Raw genomic sequence first — 21,467 nt, forward strand, 5'->3', positions numbered from 1 at the left:
GCGCAGTAGTTTTGTTAGCCGCTCTAACCCTGGCACCGGGCAGTGGGCGCATCGCGGCCCACGCAGGTATGCGCCGCCGCCGGAAGGCCGTGTAGCGCACGGACCTGGCCGGGCAGCAGCGCGAAGCTGTCCAAGGTCTTGCGCGCACACACCGGCGCCGGCGTGCCGGCGTTGGCTGCGGTCGTGGCAGCCGGGCAGCGTTCTTCATAGATCAGGTAATGGCACTGGCCGCTGCTGCTGGCCAGGCAATGCACATTGGTCTCGGCATCGGTGACCTGGGTCTTGCTGAAGAGCACGTCGCGGCCATCGCTGGTGGCGCGGGTGATCGAGGTGGTGCCGTTGCGTTCGTGGCAGCCGGCCAGGGCGAGCAGGCAGTACACCAGGGAGGCGATCAGGCGCATGGAGGCAGTCCTTTCGTATCGATGCGGGATGGGGGAGATCAGGGGATTACATGCCGCGGAACAAGGTCATGAACGGCTGGCTGACGGTGAGTGTTTCACTGCGCCCGCGCAGTGCCAGCCGGCCCTTGCCGGTGTCTTCGCGCACCACCGAGGCGACCGCCCGCATGTTGACGATGGTGGAGCGGTGGATCTGCTTGAACACCTGCGGGTCCAGCACGTCGAGCAACTCGCGCAACGGCGTGCGCAGCAGCGCTTCGCCGCCGGCCGTCATCACCGTGGTGTATTTCTGATCGGCCTGGAAATACGCCACCTCATCCACTGCGATCAGGCGCGTCTCGCGGCCGCTGCTGGCGGTGAGCCAGGCCAGTGGCGGCGCGGCACCGGGCGCTGACGGGCGTGCGGACAGGCGCTGCAAGAGCGTTTCCAGCAGGCCGCTGTCCGGCTGACCGGCCGCGGCGCGTTGCTGCACGCGTTGCCAGGTGGCCTGCAGGCGGTCGCGGTTGATGGGCTTGAGCAGGTAATCCACCGCGCCATGTTCGAACGCATCGATGGCGTACTGATCGTAGGCGGTGACGAAGACCACCTGCGTGCGCGGGCTGACCTCGCGCATCGCGCGCGCCACCTCGATGCCGGTGAGGCCGGGCATGCGGATATCCAGAAACACCACATCCGGTTGCTGGTTGGCGATGGTTTCCAGCGCGCTGGCGCCGTCTTCGCATTCGCCCACCACCTGCAGCTTCGGACACACCTCGGCCAGCAGCGCGAGCAAGGACTGCCGCAGCAACGCTTCGTCTTCGGCAATCACCGCACGCAGCGCGCTCATGCCCGCACCTGCACGGCCGTGGCGGCGTCGGGCAGCGGTGGCGGGCGCGGCCCGGTCGGTTGCGCCGGCAAGGGCAGCGTGATCGTGGCAGCCACGCCGCTGGGGAAATTGGACACGATGGCAAAGCTCGCCTTGCCGGCGTAGATCAACTGCAGCCGCTCGCGCAGGTTCTTCAAGCCGATGCCGGTGCCCTGGCTGCGCGGGTTGAAGCCCTGGCCATCGTCAGCCACGGTGAGCGTTGCATGGTCGTCATGGCGACGCGCCAGGATCCACACGGTGCCACCACCGGGCTTGGGTTCGAGCCCATGTTTGATGGCGTTTTCCACCAGCGTCTGCAACATCATCGACGGCAGCTGCAGGCCGCGCAGTTCGTAGGGCACTTCCACCTGCAAGGCCAACCGCGCGCCCATGCGGATGCGCAGGATCTCCAGGTACGCCTGGGTGCGTTCAAGTTCTTCGCCCAGGGTGGCGATGGCACCGTCGGCGCTGGGCAGCGAGCTGCGCAGGTACTGGATCAGGTGCCCGATCATGACCTCGGCGCGCGGCGGGTCGGTGCGCGCCAGGACCTGGGCGCTGGCCAGCGTGTTGTAGAGAAAGTGCGGTTCGACCTGCGCATGCAAAAGATTCAGGCGTGCCACCGCCAGTTCCTTTTCCATCACCGATTGTTCGGCCGCGGCCTGTTCGTCGCGACGCTGCTCGCCGACCCGGCGCACCACCGCGCGATTGATCGCCTCGGCGTTCTCGTAATTGCTGCCTTCGTCCACCGCAAACAGGTCCACCCACGCGCCGGCGTCGGGCTCGCACAACACGGTGACGCTGCTGGTGCCCTGCCCTGGCGCAATCGTCACCAGCACCTGGTTGTGCGAGGGCTGACGTCCGTCGTACCGGCCGATCTTCCGCACCTTGGCGCGGATCAGCAGGCTGCCCGGCGCGCATTCGATGTCCTGCACACGAGGCAGCGCACGCACAGCCGCTTCCATCACCGCAAAGCTGGCCTGCACATCCAGCGGCACCTCGATCTGGCGGCGCTGACGGGTGGACAAGGTGGTGTGATCCAGCCGCCCGGCGATCAGGCGCACCCGCCGCACATGGGTGACTGCGCTCATGAAGGCCAGGGTCATCAGCGCCAGGCTCGCCAGCGCAAAGACCGGGCCGACCGAGCCGAACAGCTGCGCCCACATGATGCCGGCCACCACCAACGCGCCGAACCAGGCGAACACGATACGCACGATCAGAAAGACGCTGGCAGACACGGGTGGGCAGCTCGTTGGGTTGGGACGCGGCGAGCATAGCCGGCACGCGCCGCTGCGAAAGCCCCCGGCGACGAATGGCCGCCAACGTCACCTCAAATGCCGGGATCGCAGGACGAAACCTGGCCTGGCCGGTCGGTAGGCCGGGACCTGCGCGGTATGCTCGCCAGAGGCAGGCAACCGGACGCTTGTCGGGTTGCCGTGCGCCATTCGGCCGAGCACGCTGTGCTGCCAGCGGCGATGCATTGGTGGCGGCCGGCATCGCCGTGTTGCTGCGGGATGCCGGCGCCACTCCCATCGCAGCCGGTCGACCCACCTCCACATCACCTCGCAGGAGTCGCATGCACCGCCGTCATTTTCTGCACAGCGCAGGCCTTGCGCTTGCGGCCGCTTCGACCGGCAGCTGGGCTGCCACCGGCAAGGCTGCCCTCGCGCCGTCCACTGCGTTGCCGGCATCCGACGCACTGCCGCTGCCGTTCGCTACTGCACCTGCACTGGCGCCGATCCGCGCATCGGTCGATCGCATCATCGCCATCGACGGCTGCACCCGGCCGTTCCGGGCGCAAGGCCCGCGCATCGAGGCAGAACGTATCGGCCGCAAGACGGTGGTGCATAACTACGGGCACGGCGGCAGCGGTTGGTCGCTGTCGTGGGGCGCGGCCGAACACGCGTTGCGGCTGGTCCGCGCGGCCGATGCCAGCGTGCGCGAGCTGGCGGTGATCGGCTGTGGCGCAATCGGGCTGACCACGGCGGTGGCCGCGCAACGTGCCGGCCTGCATGTGCGCATCTATGCGCGCGAGCGGCTTCCGGACGTGCGCTCGTTCTATGCCACCGGCGTGTGGTCGCCGGACTCGCGCGTGTGCACCAGCGAGCACGCCAGCGCCGACTTCAAGACGCGCTGGGAAGAAATGGCGCGGATCTCCTTTCGCCGCTATCAGACGCTGCTTGGCCTGCCCGGCGAGCCGATCGAGTGGCGCGATGGCTACGCGCTGTCGGATGTGCCGTTCGATCAACCGGTCGCCCCGGCCGAAGCGCACGAGCCGGACTACCCGCCACTGGAGCGCACGCTGCTGCACGACCTTGGCCCGCGCTCGCACGCACTGGCTGCCGGCAGCCATCCATTCCCGGTGCCGTTCGTACGTCGCTACGGTCAACTGACCTTCAACATCAGCGCGTACTCGCGGCTCTTGCTGCAGGATTTCCTGCAATCCGGCGGCGAACTCCATACGCGCAGCTTCGACCACCCACGTCAGTTCACCGACCTGCGCGAAAAGATCGTGATCAATGCCACCGGCTACGGCGCGCGTGCGCTGCTGGGCGACGATAGCGTGATTCCGGTGCGTGGCCAGACCGCACGCCTGATCCCGCAGCCGGAGGTCACCTATGGGCTGGTCTGGCGCGGCCACAATCTCAATGTGGTGCCGCGTCGCGACGGGCTGCTGGTGCAGGCGCAGGGCAGCAACGACTTCAACAATGCCGATGCCGCGCCCGACCGTGCGGCGTCGGAAGCGGCAGTGCGCATGCTGGCGCAGCTGTTTCCGAGGCCCTGAGCAAGGCGGGCCATCGCAGCGCCACGCCCTGCACCTTGAAGCCTCACCCTTCGCCGAGTGAGGCGTTCAAGGCGACGGCCAATGCGGCATCGCCGTTGACCAGCGCGTCCCATCGCAAGCGCACGCCCTTGCGCTTGCCTTTCTCGACCAGCTTCAAGCCGTCGGGATCGATGATCAAGGTATATGCCTGGTCGCCGATCTGCAGTTCGCGACGTAAGGGTTTATCCAGCGGGGTCATATGACATCTCGTACGGGCATGCGAACTGCGTTGTAGCGCATCGGTCTGCACCGCGCGCACACGCCGTGCCCACATGCATGCCGACCGCGGTGCATTGCCCGCGCGCGGCCTATCCGTCTCTCGGCGAGACCGCATCCGTGGTAACGCCGCTGCGCATTGCTGCGGCCCGACGCAGGCAACCGCAGTGCGCCCCGCCCACGCAGCAACCAGCCAGCCGGCGCCGCGCGCCCCGGCTGACGCTCGCGTGAGCGTGCGTATACGCAGGGCGGTATGGCACAGGTCGTTCTCGCACCGGGATCACCCTGCCCAGCGATAGCGCTAACACTCGCAGGGCTAGCTTGGCGATCACGCGGTAACGGCCTGACGCCAGCTCGCCATCCCACAAAGAAGATCGCACGCCAGGAAGCCATCGTGCTCACGTCGCATCGGACGCGAACAACCAGAACACGTTACCGCTAAGCGGTAACCACCACGTTTCAAACCTCTGACCAACCCCAGGAACCACCCATGGCGATCAAGACTGTCGAAGAACTCTTCATCCACGAGCTGTCGGATATCTACAGCGCCGAGAAACAACTGACCAAGTCGCTACCGCGCCTGGCACGTGCGGCAACCGAACCGAAATTGAAAGGCGCGTTCGAAACCCATCTGGAAGAAACCCGGGGCCAGATCGAACGCATCGACCAGGTGGTCGAGGCCTTGGGCATCAAGCTCAAACGCATCAAGTGCGCGGCAATGGAAGGCCTGGTCGAAGAAAGCCGCGAAGTGATCGACGAGATCGAAGCCGGCCCGGTCCGCGATGCCGCGCTGATCGGCGGCGCGCAGAAGGTGGAGCATTACGAAATCGCCTCCTACGGCACCATCGCGGCGATGGCCAGGCAACTCGGCTATGCCGATGCGCTGCCGCTGCTGCTGGCAACGCTGGAAGAAGAAAAATCCACCGATGAAAAACTGACATTGCTGGCAGAGCAAGGCGGCAACCAGAAGGCGGCCAAGGCCAGCAAGGCCGCCTGACCCACTGCGCAGCACCTACCGCCCAGCACAGGCCCGCAGCCCATGCAGGCCTCTTTTCAAGCCAAACGCTTCCACGTGTCTGCGCGCCGCAAGGCGTCGTCGTTGCAGGAGGCGCCAGCCAGGGAACACTTCATGTTCATGCATAACAAGCGTTTGATGTACACGGTGCGCGTCGCCGCGCCCAATCCGGAGCTGGCCACGCTGATGCTCGAACAGTTCGGCGGGCCGCAAGGCGAGCTTGCCGCTGCGATGCGCTACTTCACCCAGGCGCTGGGCGAAAGCGATCCTGGCCGCAAGGACCTGTTGTTCGACATTGCCACCGAAGAACTCAGCCATCTGGAAATCATCGGTTCGATCATCGCCATGCTCAATCAGGGGCCGAAGGCGGTGCTGTCCGAGGGCATGGAAGAGGCCATGGACATGCGCAGCATGACCCAGAACAGTACCAGCCACACCCAGCAGATCCTGTACGGCGGCGGGCCGGCACTGGTGAACTCGGCCGGCACGCCGTGGACGGCCGCGTATGTGGATTCGATCGGCTGTCCGACCGCCGACATGCGCTCCAACATCGCCGCCGAGGCGCGCGCCAAGCTGGTCTATGAGCGCTTGATCAGCGTCACCAGCGACCCCGGCATCGTCGATGCCCTGCGCTTTCTGATGACACGCGAAGTGGCGCATCAGAAGTCGTTCGAAAAGGCGCTGTCTGCGATCGAGCCGAACTTCCCCCCGGGCAAGTTGCCGGGCGATCCGCGTTTCACCGACATCTACTACAACATGTCCCAAGGCGAGGGCGACATGGTCGGCCCATGGAATTCCGGCGAGCAGTGGGAGATGGTGGCCGACCGCGACGAACAGGCCTGCGTGGATGGCGGCGACGGCACTGCCTCGGTGGAGCTGGATGCAACCCAGGCCAGGGCGATGGCAGCCATGTCGCAACGGCTGATGTCCAATCCGGAGTTGGACCGCGTCACCGGTGCGGATCTGGGAGCGGGCCCGGGTGCCGGGTCGACGACCGGCGACATTCATCGCTGAATCCGGTGGGCGCCACTGCGCCCACCATCGGCTGGCCACCGGCGCGACAGCGCCGGTTGTCCGCTGCCGATAACTGGGCCCGGCTCCGGCCCCCAGCCTTATCGATCCACGGTGTCCTGCGGCGACGCATCGTCCGGCGCCTGACGCGCCTGCTCCTGCGCACGCTCCTGCTCGCCCAACTGATTGAGCAAGGCGGTCGCCGACCGATGCGCGGTGCGCAGCGTCTCCATCGGCTTGGAGGTGTCGCCACGCAGGGCATACAGCGCAAAGCCCATCACGTTGAGACGGTTACGCAGCTGATGCAGCAGCTCGCGCTGCCGACCCTGCGATGCAGCATCGTCCACTACGCGTCCTTGTCGCTCAGTCGGTTGTGCAGGGTGCGCACGCTGATCCCCAACTCGCGTGCCGCCGCCTTCTTGTTGAAGCGCGTCCGGGCCAGGGCCGATTCGATCATGGCGTCCTCGGCCTGCCGCATTGTCCAGCCGGCCGGAATCAGCAAGCCGTCCTCGTCGGCCTGCGGCACGGTCTGCTCCACATCCGGCGCAGTCAGCAAGTCGCCATCCGAGCGCAGATACAGATAGTGGATGAACGAGCGCAGCTCGCGCACGTTGCCCGGCCAGGTGTGATACGCCAGATAGCGCAGCAGCGACTTGGTCGGCAGCTTGCGCTTGCCGTATTTGACGTTGAGCTCGTCGATCACGCGCAGCCCCAGCACCCGTGCATCGCCGCGGCGTTCGCGTAGCGCCGGCACCTGGATCGGATACTCGTTGAGGCGGTAAAACAAATCCTCGCGCAGCACGGCATGCTCGCGCTGCACGTGCTGGTGCGTGGCGGCGACGACGCGCGCATCGAGCGGAATCTCTTCATTGCCGCCGACGCGCATGAAACTGCGCGACTCGATCGCCCGCAGCAGATAGACCTGCAGCCGCTTGGGCATCTCACCGATCTCATCCAGAAACAGCGTGCCGTCAGCGGCCTGTTCCAGGAACCCGGCGTGCCGACGGTCGGCGCCGGTGAAGCTGCCGCGTTCGTGGCCGAACAGCTGGCTGGCCAGCAACTCTTCCGGAATCGCGCCGCAGTTGACCGACACGAAGCGACCGCGACGGCCGGACACCCGGTGGATGGCGCGCGCGACCAGATCCTTGCCGGTGCCGGTTTCGCCGGTCACCAGGACATTCAAATCGGTCGGCGCCACGCGCACGATGTCCTTGCGCAGCATCACGATGCTGTCGCTGTTGCCGATGATGCCCAGGTTGCCCTGCTGCGCTTCGCGCAGGCCGCCGAGCACGCGCTCCAGCCGCTCCGGCGCGAACGGCTTGGTCAGGAACTCGCTGACGCCGAACTGCTGCGCACGGCCCTGGGTTTCATGGGCGTAGTCGCCCGACACCACCACGATCTGCGGGGTGTGATCCGGGTCCAGGCGTTCGATCAGATCGAAACCGCTGCCGTCGGGCAGGCCGACATCCACGACCAACAGGTCCGGGAAGTTGCTGTCCAGCCAACGGCTGGCTTCGCCAAGGGTGTGGATACCCTTGGCACGGAAGCCGCTATCGGTGGCCAACTCCACCACCTGATCGCAGAACTCCACGTCGTCGTCGATGATGGCGCAGGAAAGACGGTCCATGAGCGCTTCTGTCCGCAATGACTAGTACATGTTCAGTTGAGAATTGTGACGGCGGCGCGAAGAGTGCGCCTGCGCATCACCACGAGATTGCACGCTGCAGTCACGACCATCGTGTGCAAACGGCGCCCTTCCCCCAAGTCGAGCCCGCCGTATCATGCAGGCAGTACGCACGGCTGGCCCGGAATTTGCCAGTGCCAAGCGTCATGGTCGGGGTCGGTCGCCGTGTCGGGCATGCCGAAACGCCAAACAGTGCAAGGTTTGCCGACACCGTTGCCGCGCATTCTTGATGCGCGTCGTCGGGCCCAGCTCAATGGATCAGTTCGCTTGTGCTGTTGCATCGCAACCGGAGTGTTCGGCACCGACATGAGCCGATGCCGTGTGCTGCATTAGACCACTTGAACGCGGGACCGTGGCGGCCTGAAGCATTGTCCGTGACCGGCACCTGCCGTATGGAGAAGGCGTGCAGGCCATCCTCACAGTAACCTACTTTCGACGCGCAACCATTGCTCACCGACTTAGCCGCGCGAGGTGTCTCATGCATGCAGTTTCGGTACATCGCCATGCCGATGTGCAAAGTGAATTGACGTATTGGCAGGACCAGCACCGGCGCGGCCAGCTCGGCTATCACCCCTTCGATGGCATCCCCGACAGCACGGTACGCGCGGTCTGCGAGGCCTACAACGCGCAGCCTGACCTGACCGAACCACAAGCGATCAAGGCAGTGCGCGAGGCGCTGTGCCTGACGCCGGGTTCGACCAATGCCGCCCTTGCCGACTGGCTGGCGCCACGCTGCCTGCGGCATCTGCGCAGCGCGTAGCCAGCGCGCCGAGACAGGTCACCGGGCGCAGGCACGGATGCCGGACGCAACAACGCGCCGCCTCCACATCGGCGCTGCGCCGTGTCGGGCTGTGTCCTGCTGTCGCATGCGCCCACGCTGACGGCTTGCATCATCGTGGAGCGTTAAGCGATGGCCTGAGGTTTCTCGCTTCCCCGCACTCGCACGTTCGGCTCGACCCTACGATCACACCACGATCGTCATTTCCATCGCCACGCCAGTGTCGCCGTAGACGCATCCTCGCGCGTTCGGCACCAGGGAGATTCCTGTGGAAGCGCTGCTGCTGTCCCGCATCCAGTTTGCCTTCGTCATCTCGTTTCATGTGCTGTTCCCCGCCTTCACCATTGGCCTGGCGAATCTGCTCGGCTTTCTGGAATGGCGTTGGCTGCGCACGCACGACGAGGGATGGAAGCGGCTGTATTTTTTCTGGTTGCGCATCTTTGCCGTGTCCTTCGGCATGGGCGTGGTCAGCGGCATCGTGATGGCGTTCCAGTTCGGCGCCAACTGGCCGGAGCTCAGCCGCATTGCCGGCGGTGTGATCGGGCCGCTGCTGAGTTACGAAGTGCTCACCGCGTTCTTTCTGGAAGCGAGCTTCCTTGGCGTGATGCTGTTCGGCTGGGGGCGCGTTTCGGAGAGGCTGCACTTCTTTGCGACCTGCATGGTGGCCATCGGTACGCTGGTGTCCACCTTCTGGATCCTGTCGTCCAACAGCTGGCTGCACACACCGCAGGGCTATGCGATGGTCAACGGGATCGTGCATCCGGTGAGCTGGACGCAGATCATCTTCAATCCGTCGTTCCCCTATCGTCTGGCGCACATGGCGCTGGGCTCGTTCATCACCACCTGCTTCGTGGTGGGCGGCGTGGCGGCGTACTACCTGCGCAAGGGCGTACATCTGCCCGACGCTGCGCGCATGTTGCGGCTGTCGGTGGCCTTTGCGGCCATTGTGCTGCCCATCCAGGTCCTGGTCGGCGACCAGCACGGCCTCAATACCCTTGAGCACCAGCCGCTCAAGGTGGCGGCGATGGAAGCGCACTGGCACCGCGGGGAAGCCGGCGCCGGCGTGCCGCTGGTAGTGTTTGCGCTGCCCGATGCCGAGGCCGAGCGTAACCAGTACGAAGTGGCGATCCCGCGCCTGGGCAGCCTGATCCTGACCCACAGCACCGATGGCGAGATCACCCCGCTGACCTCGGTGCCGCGCGATCGGCGTCCGCCGGTGGCACCGGTGTTCTTCGCGTTCCGCATCATGGTCGGCCTGGGCATGGCGATGCTGGCGCTGTCGTGGATATCCGCCATTGCCTGGTGGCGCGGCCGGCTGCTGTCGAAAGCCCTGATCCTGGCCTGGAACGTGATGCTGCCGGCCGGGTTTATCGCCCTGGTCGCCGGCTGGTTCGTGACCGAGATCGGGCGACAGCCGTGGGTGGTGTATGGGCTGCTGCGCACTGCCGACGCGATGGGCCCGCAGTCGGCCGTGACCGTGGCAGTGTCGTTGCTGGTGTACGTGCTGGGCTACGCGTTCGTGTTTGGCTTCGGCATTTTCTATCTCACCAAACTGGTCCGCGCCGGCCCGCACACCAGCCGCGATGGCCCGGATGTGGCCGGCGGTGAACATACCCCTGCACGCCCGTTGTCGGCCGCAGACACCGCCCTGGAACAGGGGAACACCCCATGGAACTGAGTTACTGGTTGCCTGTGGTGTGGTTTGGCGTCATCGGCTTTGGCGTGCTGATGTACGTGGTGCTGGATGGCTTTGTGCTGGGACTGGGCATGCTCGCGCCGTTCGCACGCGACGAACAGGAAGTGGACCTGATGATGAACACCGCAGCGCCGATCTGGGACGGCAACGAAACCTGGCTGGTGCTCGGTGGCGCGGGGTTGTTTGCGGCGTTTCCGACCGCGTACGCGGTGATCCTGTCGGGGCTGTACCTGCCGGTACTGTTGATGGTGATGGCGCTGGTCTTCCGCGGTGTGGCGTTCGAATTCCGCTTCAAGGCGCAGCGTTCACGGCGGCTCTGGACGCTGTCGTTCATCGCGGGCTCGATCCTCACCGCATTCGCGCAGGGCATCATTCTGGGCGCGCTGGTGGAGGGCATGGCACTGGAGAATGGGCGCTACGTCGGCGGGGTGTTCGGCTGGTTCAGCCCGTTCACCATGCTTACCGGTGCAGCACTGGTGTTCGGCTATGCGCTGCTCGGCAGCACCTGGTTGATCCTCAAGACCGAGGGGCGCACACACACGCTGGCGCGTCAGCTGACCAAGCCGCTGGTGGGCGTGGTGGTGACCTTCCTGGTGCTGGTCAGCGCGTGGCTGCCGTTCCTGAGTTCGCACGTGATGGCGCGCTGGTTTGCCGGTGGCAACTTCTGGTGGTTGTCGCCCATTCCGGTGGTGACCGCGGCAGTGGCATTGGCGTTGTGGCGCAGCAGCGACAGTTCACGCAGCGATACCTCGCCATTTCTGTTGACGCTGGCGATCTTCGTGCTGGGGTTCATCGGGTTGGTGCTGGGCATGTGGCCGTACCTGGTACCGCCGAGCTACACCATCTGGCAGGCAGCCGCACCACCCTCCTCGCAGATCTTTCCGATGATTGGCCTGGTCGTGCTGTTGCCGCTGGTGCTGGGGTATACGGCATGGTCGTATCGCGTGTTCCGCGGCAAGATCGCCGCGGATGTCGGCTACCACCATCACCATTGAGCGCACCCCAGCGCTGCGCCGCATGGCATGCCGGCATGCGCTTGCACCGGCAGAGTCGAACGCATAACGCCCATCTGTGGGCGTTGTCAGGTCGATCGCCAAAAGGTCTCAGCGCTTTTCCGAGCCGTCCGGACGTTCGTAATCGCGCTCCGGGTCAGCCTGATTGACGTCGCGGTCCTCGTCTGGCATGTCGTGCGCCTTCCCGTGCGCATCTTCATTGCGCCTTTCCTGCGGCGTAAACGGCTTGCTCTGATCGGAACCGGGTCCCCACGGCTTTTTCGCTTCGCTACCCATGTGCATCTCCTGCGTCGAGGTAGGAACTCACGCTAGGCAGATGCGTATTGCAGCGGGGTGAAGGAAGCCGCGTGATGGCGTGAAGTGTCGGCGTCGCGCACCACGCCTGCCACTCCCTCTCATCCACCGGTCTGCGAATGGGGCGCCTGGACCGGCTTGGATTGCGGCGAGTCCTTCTGGCGCAGCCAGATCGTCAAGACCACCAGCGAGAACACCGCCAGGAATTCGCTTTGCCAGTTCTGCATCGACTCGAACCAGAACCCGGCATCGGTGAAATGGTCGAGCACACTGATCGGTGCAAGTCCCTTGTGTGCGCGCTCCAGCAGCTCCAGCCGCCAGCTGCCGATCAGATGCAACACAAAGCTCAGCAGAAACAGGATGCCGAAGGCGATCGCCAGCGAATGCTGGTACAGGCGCAGCCATACCCCACCGGCGCGTACCGGCCACGGCGCAGGACCGGGGGTGATCGAGGTGTGCTCTTCAGCGGGATCGAGCGGGCGCGATTCCGCCGACCCCACCTGACGCAGCTTGACGGTCAGCAGCACATACATGCCCATCTGCAGGAATTCGCTCTCCCAGTTTTCGAACAACGCAGACATGAAATGCGGGCTGTGCAGATAGGCAGCCAGCTGCAGCGTCGGCAGTGCCTGCTCGCGCAGCTGCGCGTTGTACGCGTGGAGCCCGGCATAGATCTGACAGCCGATACAAAACACTGTCAGCGCAAGCAGACACAACGACAGCCCGTGACGACGCAGGAACATGGAGGATCTCCCGAGCACGCGCCCAGTATCGAATCCACCACGCAAAAGCACATGAAATTCGCAATGACGCACGCGCCGACCAATCCAGCAACACGGTCACCGAACAGGCAACCACGCCAGTCATGCGCTGACTGCAGGCACACGCGATGCCGACATCGCCTAGCCCGGATGTTGACGGACACATAGCCACACTGGCTTTCAGCGCAGTCCTCGCGCTTTGCACGTCAGCGAACCCAACGTCAGGAGACGACCATGCCCGTACCCAATTACCCGCGCCCGCCCTTCAAGCCGCAGCAGCAAGGCTTCCCTGGTCGCACCGAAAAGATGGACCCGCGTCCCGACCACGGCGAAGACAGCTATGTCGGCCACGGACAATTGAAAGGCAAGCGTGCATTGATCACCGGTGGCGACAGCGGTATCGGGGCAGCCGTTGCGATCGCCTATGCACGCGAGGGTGCGGATGTGGCCATCGCATTTCTGCCTGACGAGCAGGAAGACGCGGCCAGGATCGGCGCGCTGATCGAGAAGGCCGGCGTCAGGGCGCTGCTGGTCAGCTGCGACATCAGCGACCCGAGCCAGGCCGCAGCCTTGATCGAAGAGGTCAACAGCACGTTCGGCGGCCTGGATATCCTGGTCAACAATGCCGGCTACCAGAAGTATTTCGAACGCTTCGAAGACATCACGCTGGACGAGTGGCGCAAGACCTTCGACACCAACGTACATGCCGTCTTCAACCTGGTGCGGCTGTCTGTTCCCCTGATGACCGATGGCGGCTCCATCATCAACACCGCATCGGTGCAATCGAAGAAGCCGACGCCCAACATCCTGCCTTACGCGGCCACCAAGGGTGCCCTGGCCAATCTCACCATTGGCTTGGCCGGCGTCCTTGCCGACAAAAACATTCGCGTCAACGCGGTGCTCCCCGGCCCGATCTGGACGCCCTTCATTCCCTCAGGCATGGACGAAGAATCGGTGCAGAACTTCGGGGCGCAGACGCCGATGGGACGCCCTGGCCAGCCGGTGGAACTGGCCTCGGCCTACGTCATGCTGGCGGCCGACACCGCCAGCTACACCTCGGGCACGCTGCTGACGATCTCCGGCGGTGCCGTCACGCTCTAGCACACGCATGGCGTAAGCCGGTCCGCGTCACCCTCGAGATGACGCGGACGTATCGTGACCGAGACGGCTGCGGCGTGCTTCTTCGCATCATGCCGGCGCATGCGCGGCAGCATAAGAAACACTCCGTACGGCTAGGCGGCGCAATCTGAAGACAACTGCAGTTGTGTCCGTCGCGCGAAGTGCCTGCAGCGCCGTCGCGCACCATGTTTCCACTACCGCCATGCTTCAACCAAAAAGACAGGCAGCGTTGGCTGCCTGTCTTGTCTGCACTGCGCGATGATCGGTTCGTACCTTGATAACCTCGCCGATCGAACTGATGACCCATTACCTCACTTCCCGCTTTAGCCCCCGCCCGGCATCAAAACTGCGCCGTTCTTTGGAGCTACCAGTCCATCGCCACCAACATCGATCAGGGGACAATGACCACACATAGCCCATTAACTACCCGGCCGTTTTTCTGCTGACCTTAGAGTGGCTAACAAAACGTAGCGAGCAGTCGTCAGGCGGGTGTGGACGGCGCGGAGGAACCGGAGTGTACGAGTGGTACATGCCGATTCCGAGCACCGGCCGCGCCCGCCTGGCGGCTGCGCAGTAGTTTTGTTAGCCGCTCTTAGTGCGGTTGGGTCTGCTTCGCGCTGAGTGCCTTGGCATGGTCCAGATGCTCGGCGACGGTATCGCGCGTGCGCTGCAGTTCCTTGCCCAGGTCGCTGGATCCCGGCTCGCTACGCAGTTGCGTATCCAGCAGCGCCAGGGCCTGCTCATGGCTACGGACGGCAGTTTGCAGGTATTGCTTTTCGAATGCCTGTCCGTGCAGCGCTTCGAGCTGGTCACGTGCGCTCTTCGAGCGCGCAAACGCAGCCTGACCCACCGGCCCACTGCGGTCCGGAGCAAATCGACTGAGGTCGGTCAATGCAGCACTGTGCGCCTCGTCCATCTTGCGGGCAAAAGCCAGCAGCTCGCCCTCGACACCTTTGACCACCGCCAGTTGTGCCAGCGTGCGCTCCTGCTCGTTGAAAATGGCCAAGGCTCCGAGCGCCTGCTTACCGTCGCGCGTACCGCTACTGCTATCGCGGAGCGGGTCGCCATGCGGCGGCGTGCGCCCGATGGCTGCCTCCGCACTCTGGCGGTCCTGCAGCGTGCCCTGCACGGGCTGCGTAACGCCGGCCGAGCCTTGACTGCGCTGCCACGCCTTGTACGCCACATAGCCCACCGCGCCTGCAGTCACCATCTTGAAAAGTCCCATGCCTGTCTCCTGAGTGATCGCACGTGGCGATCGTCGATTATCGGGATTGCATCACCGCATCTGACCGCATGCGAAGTGCTGCGCGTTGGGGGAGCCTGCGAGCGCATGGGTTATCCACACGTGACATGCGCATCAACGCGGTGTCGTGAGTCGAGTGCGTGCACACGGTACGCACGCGTCGTGCTGACCGGCTTAACGCGCCAATGCCGACACTGCGATGCGCTGCCGCAGACCGCCGGCCTTCAGGAGATCGACATGCTTGCCCTCAACTACCACGGCTCACGCGATGTGCGGGTCGAAACGGTGCCGGACCCGCTCCTGGTCGAACGCGACGACCTGATCCTGCGCGTTACCGCCACAGCCATCTGTGGTTCGGATCTGCATCTGTATCGCGGCAAGATTCCGGACCTGCGTCCCGGCGATATTCTCGGCCATGAGTTCATGGGCATCGTCGAAGAGGTCGGCCCGGACGTTACGGCGGTCAAGCCGGGCGACCGGGTGGTGATTCCGTTCGTGGTGGCATGCGGGCGTTGCTTCCACTGCATGCTGCAGGAATTTTCTGCATGCGAGACCACCAACACCGGCAAGGGCGCTGCGCTGAACCACAAGGACATGCGCCCGCCTGCGGCCCTGTTTGGTTTCAGCCATCTCTACGGCGGCCTGTCCGGCGGGCAGGCCGAGTTTGTTCGCGTGCCCAAGGCCAACGTCGGGCCGTTGGTGGTCCCGGATGCGCTGCATGACGAACAGGTGCTGTTCCTGTCCGACATCCTGCCCACCGGCTATCAGGCGGTTGTCGATGCCGGCGTCAAGCAGGGCTCCACCGTGGCGATCTTCGGCGCCGGCCCGGTGGGCCTGATGGCCGCGGCATGCTGCCGCATGCTGGGCGCAGAACGTATCTTCATGGTCGACCGGCATGCGTACCGTCTCGACTTCGCCTCCAAGGCCTACGGCGTGATTCCGCTCAATTTCGATGAGATCGACGACCCGGCCGATGTGATCGTATCGCAGACCGATGGCCGCGGCGTGGATGCCAGTATCGAGGCGGTGGGCTTCGAGGCCGAAGGCAGTGCGATCGAAACCGCACTCACCAACCTCAAGCTGGAAGGCAGCAGCGGTGTGGCCATCCGTCAGTGCATCGCCGCCACGCGGCGCTGCGGCGTGGTCAGCGTCCCGGGCGTGTATGCCGGCTTTATCCATGCATTCATGCTGGGCGATGCCTTCGACAAGGGGCTGAGCTTCAAGATGGGCCAGACGCATGTGCAAAAACACATGCCCTATCTGTTGGAGCGCATCGGCAACGGCGAGCTCAAGCCCAATGCGATCATTTCGCACCGAATGCCGCTGGCCGATGCAGCGCAGGGCTATGCGTTGTTCGACAAGAAGCAGGACGACTGCCGCAAGGTGGTACTGACGCCGTAAAGGTCGTATCCCACGAGGTGGATCAACAAGGCCCGGCCGTCGACCGGGCCTTGTTGCTGTTTATCGCAGCCAGCGTTCATCGCCGCGCTCAGTCCAGTGGCTTTGCCGGAACGAATGGCGACACCGGGTCGCTGGCGGGGAAAGTTTCTTCCACCGCCTCGTCCTGCAGCGCGTCCTGCTTCTGCCTGTCGCTGTGCTCCTGGTCGTGACCTGCAACCTGATCGTGCATGGATGGATGCTGCTTGGATGTCTTCATGGCGGTGCTCCTGATGCGTGCGACGGACATCGCCACGCTACGGCGCGCCATCGATGGCAGAGGTGAAACCCGTCTTCGCGCCGGCGTGACAAAGGCAACGCAGCGCGGCCGCTGCCTCAGGCGCTCAGCGAGCGTTGCGACCAAGGCCGCGGCAGCGAACCACCTGTATCGGCCGAGCTGCCGCGCCCGGGATACACAGGCCGGCCGCACTCCCGTTGCATCCGCGCGTTGCTGCGAGCTGGGCAGGGCATTGCTGTCGGCAGACATTCCGGCAATGCCATGACGCTGCCTGCAATTGCCACGGTATGTCGTGGGACAGGGCCTGCGGGCGCCGGTTCACATCCGCGCGCGCGCAGGGTGTATGGTGGAGTTGCGGCCGGAGACCGGTGTCGCCTTCACTCCCATCTGGCCTTTTCCATCAAGACTCTCTGCGAACGCTGCGACGCCGTCTGTTGCCGGCTCACCGTCATGGTCGATCCATCCGACCGCATCCCCCAGCACCTGACCAGCGTGACGCCGCAAGGCTGGCACGTGATGGCGCGCGACGAGGAAGGCTGGTGCGTGGCCCTCGATTCGGCACGCATGTGCTGCTCGATCTATGAAACGCGTCCGGCGATTTGTCGGCGTTTCGTCATGTCCGGGCCGTATTGCCGCGACGTGCGTGCCACCTACGACGATCAACGCCGGCGGGGCATCCCCTTGACGCTCTACAACGCATGAGGATTCGCGATGAATAACTCCCGCCGCCAGTCGATGACCGTCAGCAATCAACCAGGCAAGCCGCGCCTGTCCGAACAGCGCCTGGCCGCCGACCTGGAAGCGTTCCAGCAATCCGGTGGCGCGATCGAACGCCTGGGCGATACGCCACTGCGTCGCGACAAGAAGCGAGGTGCGCCCGACACTGCCGTGGTGACGCCCGCCAAGACGCCCGACGTCGCGGAATGAGCCTCTGCTGACAAGCGCGCTGCGCTTCAGCCTCGGCGTGCATTGGCGTTGAGCGCGGTAGCCGTATTGCCAACAGCGGCAGGCAAAAACTAACCGCGTGAATCGACCGCCCCATGCGCGGCTGGCGCTGCTCGCTGCGTGCAATCGACTCAATGCACTCCATCGTGCCGTGCGGCGCGCAAGCAGTCGTATGGGTCGACTGACGCTGACCATCGACGCAGACGATCGCCTCATGCAAGCGTCGTTTCGGCGCATCCGTCATGTCGCTCACTGCCCTGACCTGCAGCCGCCTGCTGCCGACGTGTCGTCAGATAGCCACGCCATTGCGCACCCAGTGCGGCACATAGCGCATCGGCCGTCATCGATCCATACACGCACGCCAGATTGAGTTCACGGTGCCAGTGAATGCCGGATTGGCCACCCGGCCAGGGCGTCATGCGATACCCCGCCGGCAGCATCACGTCCGGCAACGACGTGCCACACAGCATCTGCCCATCGTGCGGGCCACCGATCAGATGCACACGCACGCCTTCGACTGTTTCGCTCACACCTAGCTCCTCAACGAGGTACCGGATCACTGTCTCCGGCACGGGGTTGGGGGCGCCGCTGCAATGGCGGGCAACGCGGGCGCGTCGCATCTCCACTGCCCAGCGCGTTGCGATGGCGCCCCGACCGACACGGCCTGATCGGCGAAGATCACGCCGTGCCATCGATGCGCCAACCGTAAAAATGCGCGCAGCAGGCGTGCGTGAAAACGATAGAAAAATTGGGTGAGCGGGCGGCCCTCACGCATGCACGACAGCATGGGACGCACCGCGCGATCGCTGCCACACGCAAGCACGTCGCGAAAGACGGTTAGAGCAGCTGCGCGCGATCGATTGCGCCCAGCCCCTGTGCCAGTGAGGCCATTTCGTTGGCCAGATTGATCACGTTGCCACCGGCCTGAGCTGCCACGCCCATGATGCGCTGGTAGGCGTCCCAGAAGTCCGGCCCACTGCCATAGATGTCGTGGAACCCTTGCAGCTCCAAGACCTGCAGATCGGACACTTGCATGTCGGAGTGGTCCATTGCGTTCCTCGTTGGGGATTTCCCCGGCCGGCAGCTTATACCCGTTCACCTTACAGAACAGCGGCGATTCGGCGACAGCGGCCGGTCACCTGAACCGGTTAGAGAGACGCCCGCAGAAGTCGTTGGGACGGCGTGTCCAATGCATCCGGGGCCATCCGACCCACAGTTTTTTATGCTGGAGATATCGCTGCACCGCTGCATCTTATGGTCGCGCTCGGCAGCGCGCTGTCAGAGGCGCGCATCCCATCTAATCTGGCGTCGGCGGCACTGCATGGGTGTCGATCCGGAAACTGCCGATCGATGTCAGCTGCGCCCACAGCGCACGCGCACCTGACGCGGCATGGACAGTATCGGCCACGGCCTGATCCATCGCTGCCATCGTCAGCCCAACATGCGATCGCTTGCTGACGTCGCTGGCCGGTTAGATGCAACGGCCCTGGCCACCCCGTCGGCGTTTCTCCGGCGCCTACACCGCCCTGCGCGGCAGCTGCGCCAACAGCTTGTCCAGGGTGATCGGATAGTCGCGCACGCGGATGCCGGTGGCGTTGTAGACCGCATTGGCCAGGGCCGGCGCCACGCCGGTCAACCCCAGCTCGCCCACGCCCTTGGCCTTCAGCGGCGACATGGTGGGGTCCACCTCGTCGATGAAGTGCGCTTCCAGATGCGGGATATCCGCATGCACCGGCACTTCGTACCCGGCCAGATCGTGATTGACGAACAGACCCAGCCGCGTGTCCACCGCCATCTCTTCCATCAACGCCGCACCCACGCCCATCACCATGCCGCCGATCACCTGGCTGCGCGCGGTCTTGGGGTTGAGGATGCGCCCGGCCGCGCAGACCGCCAGCAACCGGCGCACGCGGATTTCGCCGGTGTCGGCGTCCACCGCCACCTGCGCAAAATGCGCGCCGAAGGTCTGCTGCGCATACTGCTGCTTGAGCGTGCCGTATTCCATGGCGTCCTCGGCCACCAGCTCGCCTTGCTCGGCCGCCTGCGCCAGCGCAATGGCGCGGCCGCCCACATGCACCATGCCATCGGCGAAACGGGCTTGGTCGGCGGCGATGCCCAGGCGCTGCGCCACCGTCTCGCGCAGCTGCATGCAGGCGGCATAGACGCCGGCAGTGACCGAGGCGGCGCCCTGCTGCCCGCCCGAGCCGGGCGTCTGCGGAAAGCTGGAATCGCCCAGCCGTACCACCACCTGCTGCAGCGGCACACCGAGCAGTTCGGCCGCGGTCTGCGCCACGATGGTGTAACTGCCGGTGCCGATATCGGTCATGTCGGTTTCGATCGTCAGCATGCCGCTGCGGTCCAGCCGCGCACGCGCACCGGCCTTGGAGATCGGCGCGCCGCGAATGGCGCTGGCCATGCCCATGCCGATCAGCCACCGCCCGTCGCGCACGCTGGCGGGGGTGGGATTGCGTTGCGCCCAGCCGAAGCGTTGCGCGCCGCTGCGCAGGCAGGCCACGAAGGGCCGCGTGGAAAACCGGCGCTGCGGTTGCTCCGGGTCCACCTGGGTGTCGTTGACGATGCGCAGCTGCACCGGGTCCATGCCCAGGCGTTCGGCCAGTTCGTCCATGGCCACTTCCAGCGCCATCATCCCCGGCGCCTCGCCGGGCGCGCGCATGGCGTTGCCTTCGGCCAGATCCAGCACTGCCAGCCGTACCGCAGTCATGCGGTTGGCACCGGCATACAGCGCACGGGTGGACAAGGTGGTCGGCTCGCTGCGACCGCCGCGCAGATTGCCCGACCAGCTCTCATGGCCGATCGCGGTCAGCCGCCCGTCGGCCGTGGCGCCCAGGCGCAGGCGCTGGATGGTGGCGGGCCGGTGGATGGTGCTGTTGAACATCAACGGGCGCTGCAGGGCCAGCTTGACCGGCCGCGCGGTGATGCGTGCGGCCAGCGCGGCCAGCACCAGGTCCGCCTGCGCGGTGCCCTTGCCGCCGAAGCCTCCGCCAATGAACGGCGACAGCAACCGGATGCGCTCCTTCGGCACGCCGAGCGCCTTGCCCAGGTCGCGCGTGCCCCAGTTCATCTGCTGGATGGCGGTGTGGCAGATCAGCTGATCGCCCTCCCAGCGCGCGATGGTGGCGTGCGGCTCCAGCATCGCGTGCGCCTGGTCGGGGGTGCGGTAGGTGGCATCCACAGTGAACGGTGCAGCGGCATAGGCCGCGGCGAAATCGCCTTGCGCAGTCTGTGGCGGTCCGCCGAACGGGGCCTGCGGCGCCACAGGCGCGCTGGCCTGCTGGGCGGCCAGGTCGTACTGCCCACGCTCGCGCGCATAGCGCACCCGCACCAGCGCCGCACCGGCACGGGCCTGCTCGAAGGTCTCCGCCACCACCACTGCCACCGCCTGGTGGTAGTGGTCCACCTGCGGCGCGGCCAGAAACCGCTGCACATAAAACTCGCCGGTGCCCAGCGTGGGCACGTTCTGGTAGGTGAGCACGGCGATCACCCCGGCGGCCGCCCGTGCGGCGGCCGTCTCCAGCGCGGTGATGCGGCCCTTGCCGATCGCCGCGCCGACGATATAGCCATACGCCATCTGCCCGGGCTGGTCGTGCCATTCGTAGGCGTAGCGCGCCTGCCCGGTGACCTTGAGCGGCCCGTCCACGCGGTCGACCGGCTGACCAAGCACCTTGAGTCGGTCGCTGGGGTTGCTGCCTGCGGGGGTGTCGAACTTCATGCAGATGCTCCTCGAAGAATGCGGGCGGGCGACGCGTGCCGGGGCATCTCGGCCGTGACGCCAGACCCGGCCCCGGCGATCGCCCATGCCGGCGGTTGGTCTCGGTTGTAGCAAACCCCGGTGCCGTGCGATGCCACGCAGGCGGCATGCGGTCATGAAACTTGCTCACGAATCGGCGCAAGCGCAGGCCCCACGGGCGATTCACCTTGTCGCACCTGCCCGAC

Annotated in this window: 23 protein-coding genes and 1 other RNA gene; 10 read left to right on the forward strand and 14 right to left on the reverse strand. The window is 65.4% G+C overall.

Annotated features, from left to right (window positions below; all coding sequences use genetic code 11):
* Positions 1–23: 23 nt before the first annotated feature.
* Genes Y887_RS14455 through Y887_RS14465 form a run of 3 tightly spaced genes read right to left on the reverse strand, consistent with a single transcriptional unit; the run spans position 24 to position 2,477 of the window.
* Complete coding sequence (locus tag Y887_RS14455) at positions 24–401, reverse strand: hypothetical protein (RefSeq protein WP_046965006.1); 378 nt, start codon at positions 399–401, stop codon at positions 24–26.
* 46 nt (positions 402–447) lie between these two features.
* A complete protein-coding gene (locus Y887_RS14460) occupies positions 448–1,224 on the reverse strand; it encodes a LytR/AlgR family response regulator transcription factor (RefSeq protein WP_046965007.1) in 777 nt (258 codons plus the stop codon).
* On the reverse strand, positions 1,221–2,477 hold the full coding sequence (locus tag Y887_RS14465; RefSeq protein WP_046965008.1) for a sensor histidine kinase: 1,257 nt from the start codon (positions 2,475–2,477) through the stop codon (positions 1,221–1,223). Before Y887_RS14465 ends, Y887_RS14460 begins: the two co-directional genes overlap by 4 nt.
* 338 nt (positions 2,478–2,815) lie before the next feature.
* On the opposite strand from Y887_RS14465, the gene Y887_RS14470 reads away from it, so the two are divergent.
* Entirely contained in the window at positions 2,816–4,024 is a 1,209-nt protein-coding gene (locus tag Y887_RS14470; protein ID WP_046965009.1) for an NAD(P)/FAD-dependent oxidoreductase, read from the forward strand.
* A 43-nt stretch (positions 4,025–4,067) separates the two neighbouring features.
* Here the strand turns inward: Y887_RS14470 and Y887_RS14475 are convergent, their stop codons facing one another.
* Positions 4,068–4,262: a hypothetical protein gene (locus Y887_RS14475; protein WP_046965010.1), complete on the reverse strand. Its 195-nt coding sequence runs from the start codon at positions 4,260–4,262 to the stop codon at positions 4,068–4,070.
* 507 nt (positions 4,263–4,769) lie between these two features.
* On the opposite strand from Y887_RS14475, the gene Y887_RS14480 reads away from it, so the two are divergent.
* Together Y887_RS14480 and Y887_RS14485 are read left to right on the forward strand one after the other, a co-directional pair.
* Entirely contained in the window at positions 4,770–5,276 is a 507-nt protein-coding gene (locus Y887_RS14480) for a YciE/YciF ferroxidase family protein (protein ID WP_046965011.1), read from the forward strand.
* 132 nt (positions 5,277–5,408) lie between these two features.
* Complete coding sequence (locus Y887_RS14485) at positions 5,409–6,308, forward strand: manganese catalase family protein (RefSeq protein WP_046965026.1); 900 nt, start codon at positions 5,409–5,411, stop codon at positions 6,306–6,308.
* 98 nt (positions 6,309–6,406) lie between these two features.
* Here the strand turns inward: Y887_RS14485 and Y887_RS14490 are convergent, their stop codons facing one another.
* Both Y887_RS14490 and Y887_RS14495 read right to left on the reverse strand, forming a co-directional pair.
* On the reverse strand, positions 6,407–6,652 hold the full coding sequence (locus Y887_RS14490) for a hypothetical protein (protein WP_046965012.1): 246 nt from the start codon (positions 6,650–6,652) through the stop codon (positions 6,407–6,409).
* Positions 6,652–7,932, reverse strand: coding sequence for a sigma-54-dependent transcriptional regulator (locus Y887_RS14495; protein WP_046965013.1), 1,281 nt, complete (start codon positions 7,930–7,932; stop codon positions 6,652–6,654). Before Y887_RS14495 ends, Y887_RS14490 begins: the two co-directional genes overlap by 1 nt.
* 535 nt (positions 7,933–8,467) lie before the next feature.
* Here Y887_RS14495 and Y887_RS14500 point away from each other — a divergent pair.
* From Y887_RS14500 to cydB, 3 genes are all read left to right on the forward strand, one after another.
* Positions 8,468–8,749: a hypothetical protein gene (locus Y887_RS14500; protein ID WP_046965014.1), complete on the forward strand. Its 282-nt coding sequence runs from the start codon at positions 8,468–8,470 to the stop codon at positions 8,747–8,749.
* Between the two features lie 286 nt (positions 8,750–9,035).
* Positions 9,036–10,445: a cytochrome ubiquinol oxidase subunit I gene (locus Y887_RS14505; protein ID WP_046965015.1), complete on the forward strand. Its 1,410-nt coding sequence runs from the start codon at positions 9,036–9,038 to the stop codon at positions 10,443–10,445.
* Positions 10,436–11,458, forward strand: a complete 1,023-nt coding sequence (cydB, locus tag Y887_RS14510; RefSeq protein WP_046965016.1) for a cytochrome d ubiquinol oxidase subunit II — start codon at positions 10,436–10,438, stop codon at positions 11,456–11,458. The genes Y887_RS14505 and cydB overlap by 10 nt, the downstream gene beginning before the upstream one ends.
* A 108-nt stretch (positions 11,459–11,566) precedes the next feature.
* On the opposite strand, the gene Y887_RS14515 is transcribed toward cydB, so the two are convergent.
* Both Y887_RS14515 and Y887_RS14520 read right to left on the reverse strand, forming a co-directional pair.
* Positions 11,567–11,752 (reverse strand): hypothetical protein, encoded by a 186-nt coding sequence (locus Y887_RS14515; RefSeq protein ID WP_046965027.1) that lies wholly within the window; start codon positions 11,750–11,752, stop codon positions 11,567–11,569.
* Positions 11,753–11,871: 119 nt separating this feature from the next.
* The gene (locus Y887_RS14520; RefSeq protein ID WP_046965017.1) at positions 11,872–12,513 is read right to left on the reverse strand and encodes a DUF6766 family protein; all 642 of its coding nucleotides are present in this window, start codon (positions 12,511–12,513) and stop codon (positions 11,872–11,874) included.
* Positions 12,514–12,765: 252 nt separating this feature from the next.
* Here Y887_RS14520 and Y887_RS14525 point away from each other — a divergent pair, with 252 nt between their 5' ends.
* Positions 12,766–13,632: a glucose 1-dehydrogenase gene (locus tag Y887_RS14525; RefSeq protein WP_046965018.1), complete on the forward strand. Its 867-nt coding sequence runs from the start codon at positions 12,766–12,768 to the stop codon at positions 13,630–13,632.
* Between the two features lie 473 nt (positions 13,633–14,105).
* Here Y887_RS14525 and Y887_RS18320 read toward each other — a convergent pair.
* Together Y887_RS18320 and Y887_RS14530 are read right to left on the reverse strand one after the other, a co-directional pair.
* A non-coding RNA gene (locus Y887_RS18320) (sX9 sRNA) lies at positions 14,106–14,181 on the reverse strand.
* A 61-nt stretch (positions 14,182–14,242) separates the two neighbouring features.
* A complete protein-coding gene (locus Y887_RS14530) occupies positions 14,243–14,875 on the reverse strand; it encodes a DUF4142 domain-containing protein (protein ID WP_046965019.1) in 633 nt (210 codons plus the stop codon).
* A gap of 255 nt (positions 14,876–15,130) precedes the next feature.
* On the opposite strand from Y887_RS14530, the gene Y887_RS14535 reads away from it, so the two are divergent.
* Entirely contained in the window at positions 15,131–16,294 is a 1,164-nt protein-coding gene (locus Y887_RS14535; RefSeq protein WP_046965028.1) for a zinc-dependent alcohol dehydrogenase, read from the forward strand.
* An 88-nt stretch (positions 16,295–16,382) separates the two neighbouring features.
* Here the strand turns inward: Y887_RS14535 and Y887_RS20995 are convergent, their stop codons facing one another.
* The gene (locus Y887_RS20995) at positions 16,383–16,550 is read right to left on the reverse strand and encodes a hypothetical protein (protein WP_169749486.1); all 168 of its coding nucleotides are present in this window, start codon (positions 16,548–16,550) and stop codon (positions 16,383–16,385) included.
* 468 nt (positions 16,551–17,018) lie between these two features.
* Here Y887_RS20995 and Y887_RS14545 point away from each other — a divergent pair, with 468 nt between their 5' ends.
* Positions 17,019–17,270 carry a YkgJ family cysteine cluster protein gene (locus Y887_RS14545; protein ID WP_046965021.1) on the forward strand — a complete coding sequence of 84 codons (252 nt, stop codon included), beginning with the start codon at positions 17,019–17,021 and terminating at the stop codon, positions 17,268–17,270.
* Between the two features lie 9 nt (positions 17,271–17,279).
* Entirely contained in the window at positions 17,280–17,495 is a 216-nt protein-coding gene (locus Y887_RS14550) for a hypothetical protein (RefSeq protein WP_046965022.1), read from the forward strand.
* A gap of 230 nt (positions 17,496–17,725) precedes the next feature.
* On the opposite strand, the gene Y887_RS14555 is transcribed toward Y887_RS14550, so the two are convergent.
* The 3 genes from Y887_RS14555 to paoC form a co-directional block, all read right to left on the reverse strand.
* On the reverse strand, positions 17,726–18,043 hold the full coding sequence (locus tag Y887_RS14555; protein ID WP_046965023.1) for a hypothetical protein: 318 nt from the start codon (positions 18,041–18,043) through the stop codon (positions 17,726–17,728).
* Positions 18,044–18,350: 307 nt separating this feature from the next.
* Complete coding sequence (locus Y887_RS14560; RefSeq protein ID WP_046965024.1) at positions 18,351–18,563, reverse strand: hypothetical protein; 213 nt, start codon at positions 18,561–18,563, stop codon at positions 18,351–18,353.
* 466 nt (positions 18,564–19,029) lie between these two features.
* Positions 19,030–21,243, reverse strand: coding sequence for an aldehyde oxidoreductase molybdenum-binding subunit PaoC (gene paoC / locus Y887_RS14565; RefSeq protein WP_046965025.1), 2,214 nt, complete (start codon positions 21,241–21,243; stop codon positions 19,030–19,032).
* Between the last annotated feature and the right edge of the window lie 224 nt (positions 21,244–21,467).

Origin of the sequence: Xanthomonas pisi DSM 18956, from assembly GCF_001010415.1 — a bacterium.
Classification (GTDB): domain Bacteria; phylum Pseudomonadota; class Gammaproteobacteria; order Xanthomonadales; family Xanthomonadaceae; genus Xanthomonas; species Xanthomonas pisi.

Bases quoted from the DNA above. Each gene is read 5' to 3' on its own strand.
- Y887_RS14455 (WP_046965006.1), bottom strand. From the start codon at position 401: ATGCGCCTGATCGCCTCCCTGGTGTACTGCCTGCTCGCCCTGGCCGGC.
- Y887_RS14460 (WP_046965007.1), bottom strand. From the start codon at position 1,224: ATGAGCGCGCTGCGTGCGGTGATTGCCGAAGACGAAGCGTTGCTGCGG.
- Y887_RS14470 (WP_046965009.1), top strand. From the start codon at position 2,816: ATGCACCGCCGTCATTTTCTGCACAGCGCAGGCCTTGCGCTTGCGGCC.
- Y887_RS14475 (WP_046965010.1), bottom strand. From the start codon at position 4,262: ATGACCCCGCTGGATAAACCCTTACGTCGCGAACTGCAGATCGGCGAC.
- Y887_RS14480 (WP_046965011.1), top strand. From the start codon at position 4,770: ATGGCGATCAAGACTGTCGAAGAACTCTTCATCCACGAGCTGTCGGAT.
- Y887_RS14485 (WP_046965026.1), top strand. From the start codon at position 5,409: ATGTTCATGCATAACAAGCGTTTGATGTACACGGTGCGCGTCGCCGCG.
- Y887_RS14495 (WP_046965013.1), bottom strand. From the start codon at position 7,932: ATGGACCGTCTTTCCTGCGCCATCATCGACGACGACGTGGAGTTCTGC.
- Y887_RS14500 (WP_046965014.1), top strand. From the start codon at position 8,468: ATGCATGCAGTTTCGGTACATCGCCATGCCGATGTGCAAAGTGAATTG.
- cydB (WP_046965016.1), top strand. From the start codon at position 10,436: ATGGAACTGAGTTACTGGTTGCCTGTGGTGTGGTTTGGCGTCATCGGC.
- Y887_RS14515 (WP_046965027.1), bottom strand. From the start codon at position 11,752: ATGGGTAGCGAAGCGAAAAAGCCGTGGGGACCCGGTTCCGATCAGAGC.
- Y887_RS14520 (WP_046965017.1), bottom strand. From the start codon at position 12,513: ATGTTCCTGCGTCGTCACGGGCTGTCGTTGTGTCTGCTTGCGCTGACA.
- Y887_RS14525 (WP_046965018.1), top strand. From the start codon at position 12,766: ATGCCCGTACCCAATTACCCGCGCCCGCCCTTCAAGCCGCAGCAGCAA.
- Y887_RS14530 (WP_046965019.1), bottom strand. From the start codon at position 14,875: ATGGGACTTTTCAAGATGGTGACTGCAGGCGCGGTGGGCTATGTGGCG.
- Y887_RS14535 (WP_046965028.1), top strand. From the start codon at position 15,131: ATGCTTGCCCTCAACTACCACGGCTCACGCGATGTGCGGGTCGAAACG.
- Y887_RS20995 (WP_169749486.1), bottom strand. From the start codon at position 16,550: ATGAAGACATCCAAGCAGCATCCATCCATGCACGATCAGGTTGCAGGT.
- Y887_RS14545 (WP_046965021.1), top strand. From the start codon at position 17,019: ATGGTCGATCCATCCGACCGCATCCCCCAGCACCTGACCAGCGTGACG.
- Y887_RS14550 (WP_046965022.1), top strand. From the start codon at position 17,280: ATGAATAACTCCCGCCGCCAGTCGATGACCGTCAGCAATCAACCAGGC.
- Y887_RS14560 (WP_046965024.1), bottom strand. From the start codon at position 18,563: ATGGACCACTCCGACATGCAAGTGTCCGATCTGCAGGTCTTGGAGCTG.
- paoC (WP_046965025.1), bottom strand. From the start codon at position 21,243: ATGAAGTTCGACACCCCCGCAGGCAGCAACCCCAGCGACCGACTCAAG.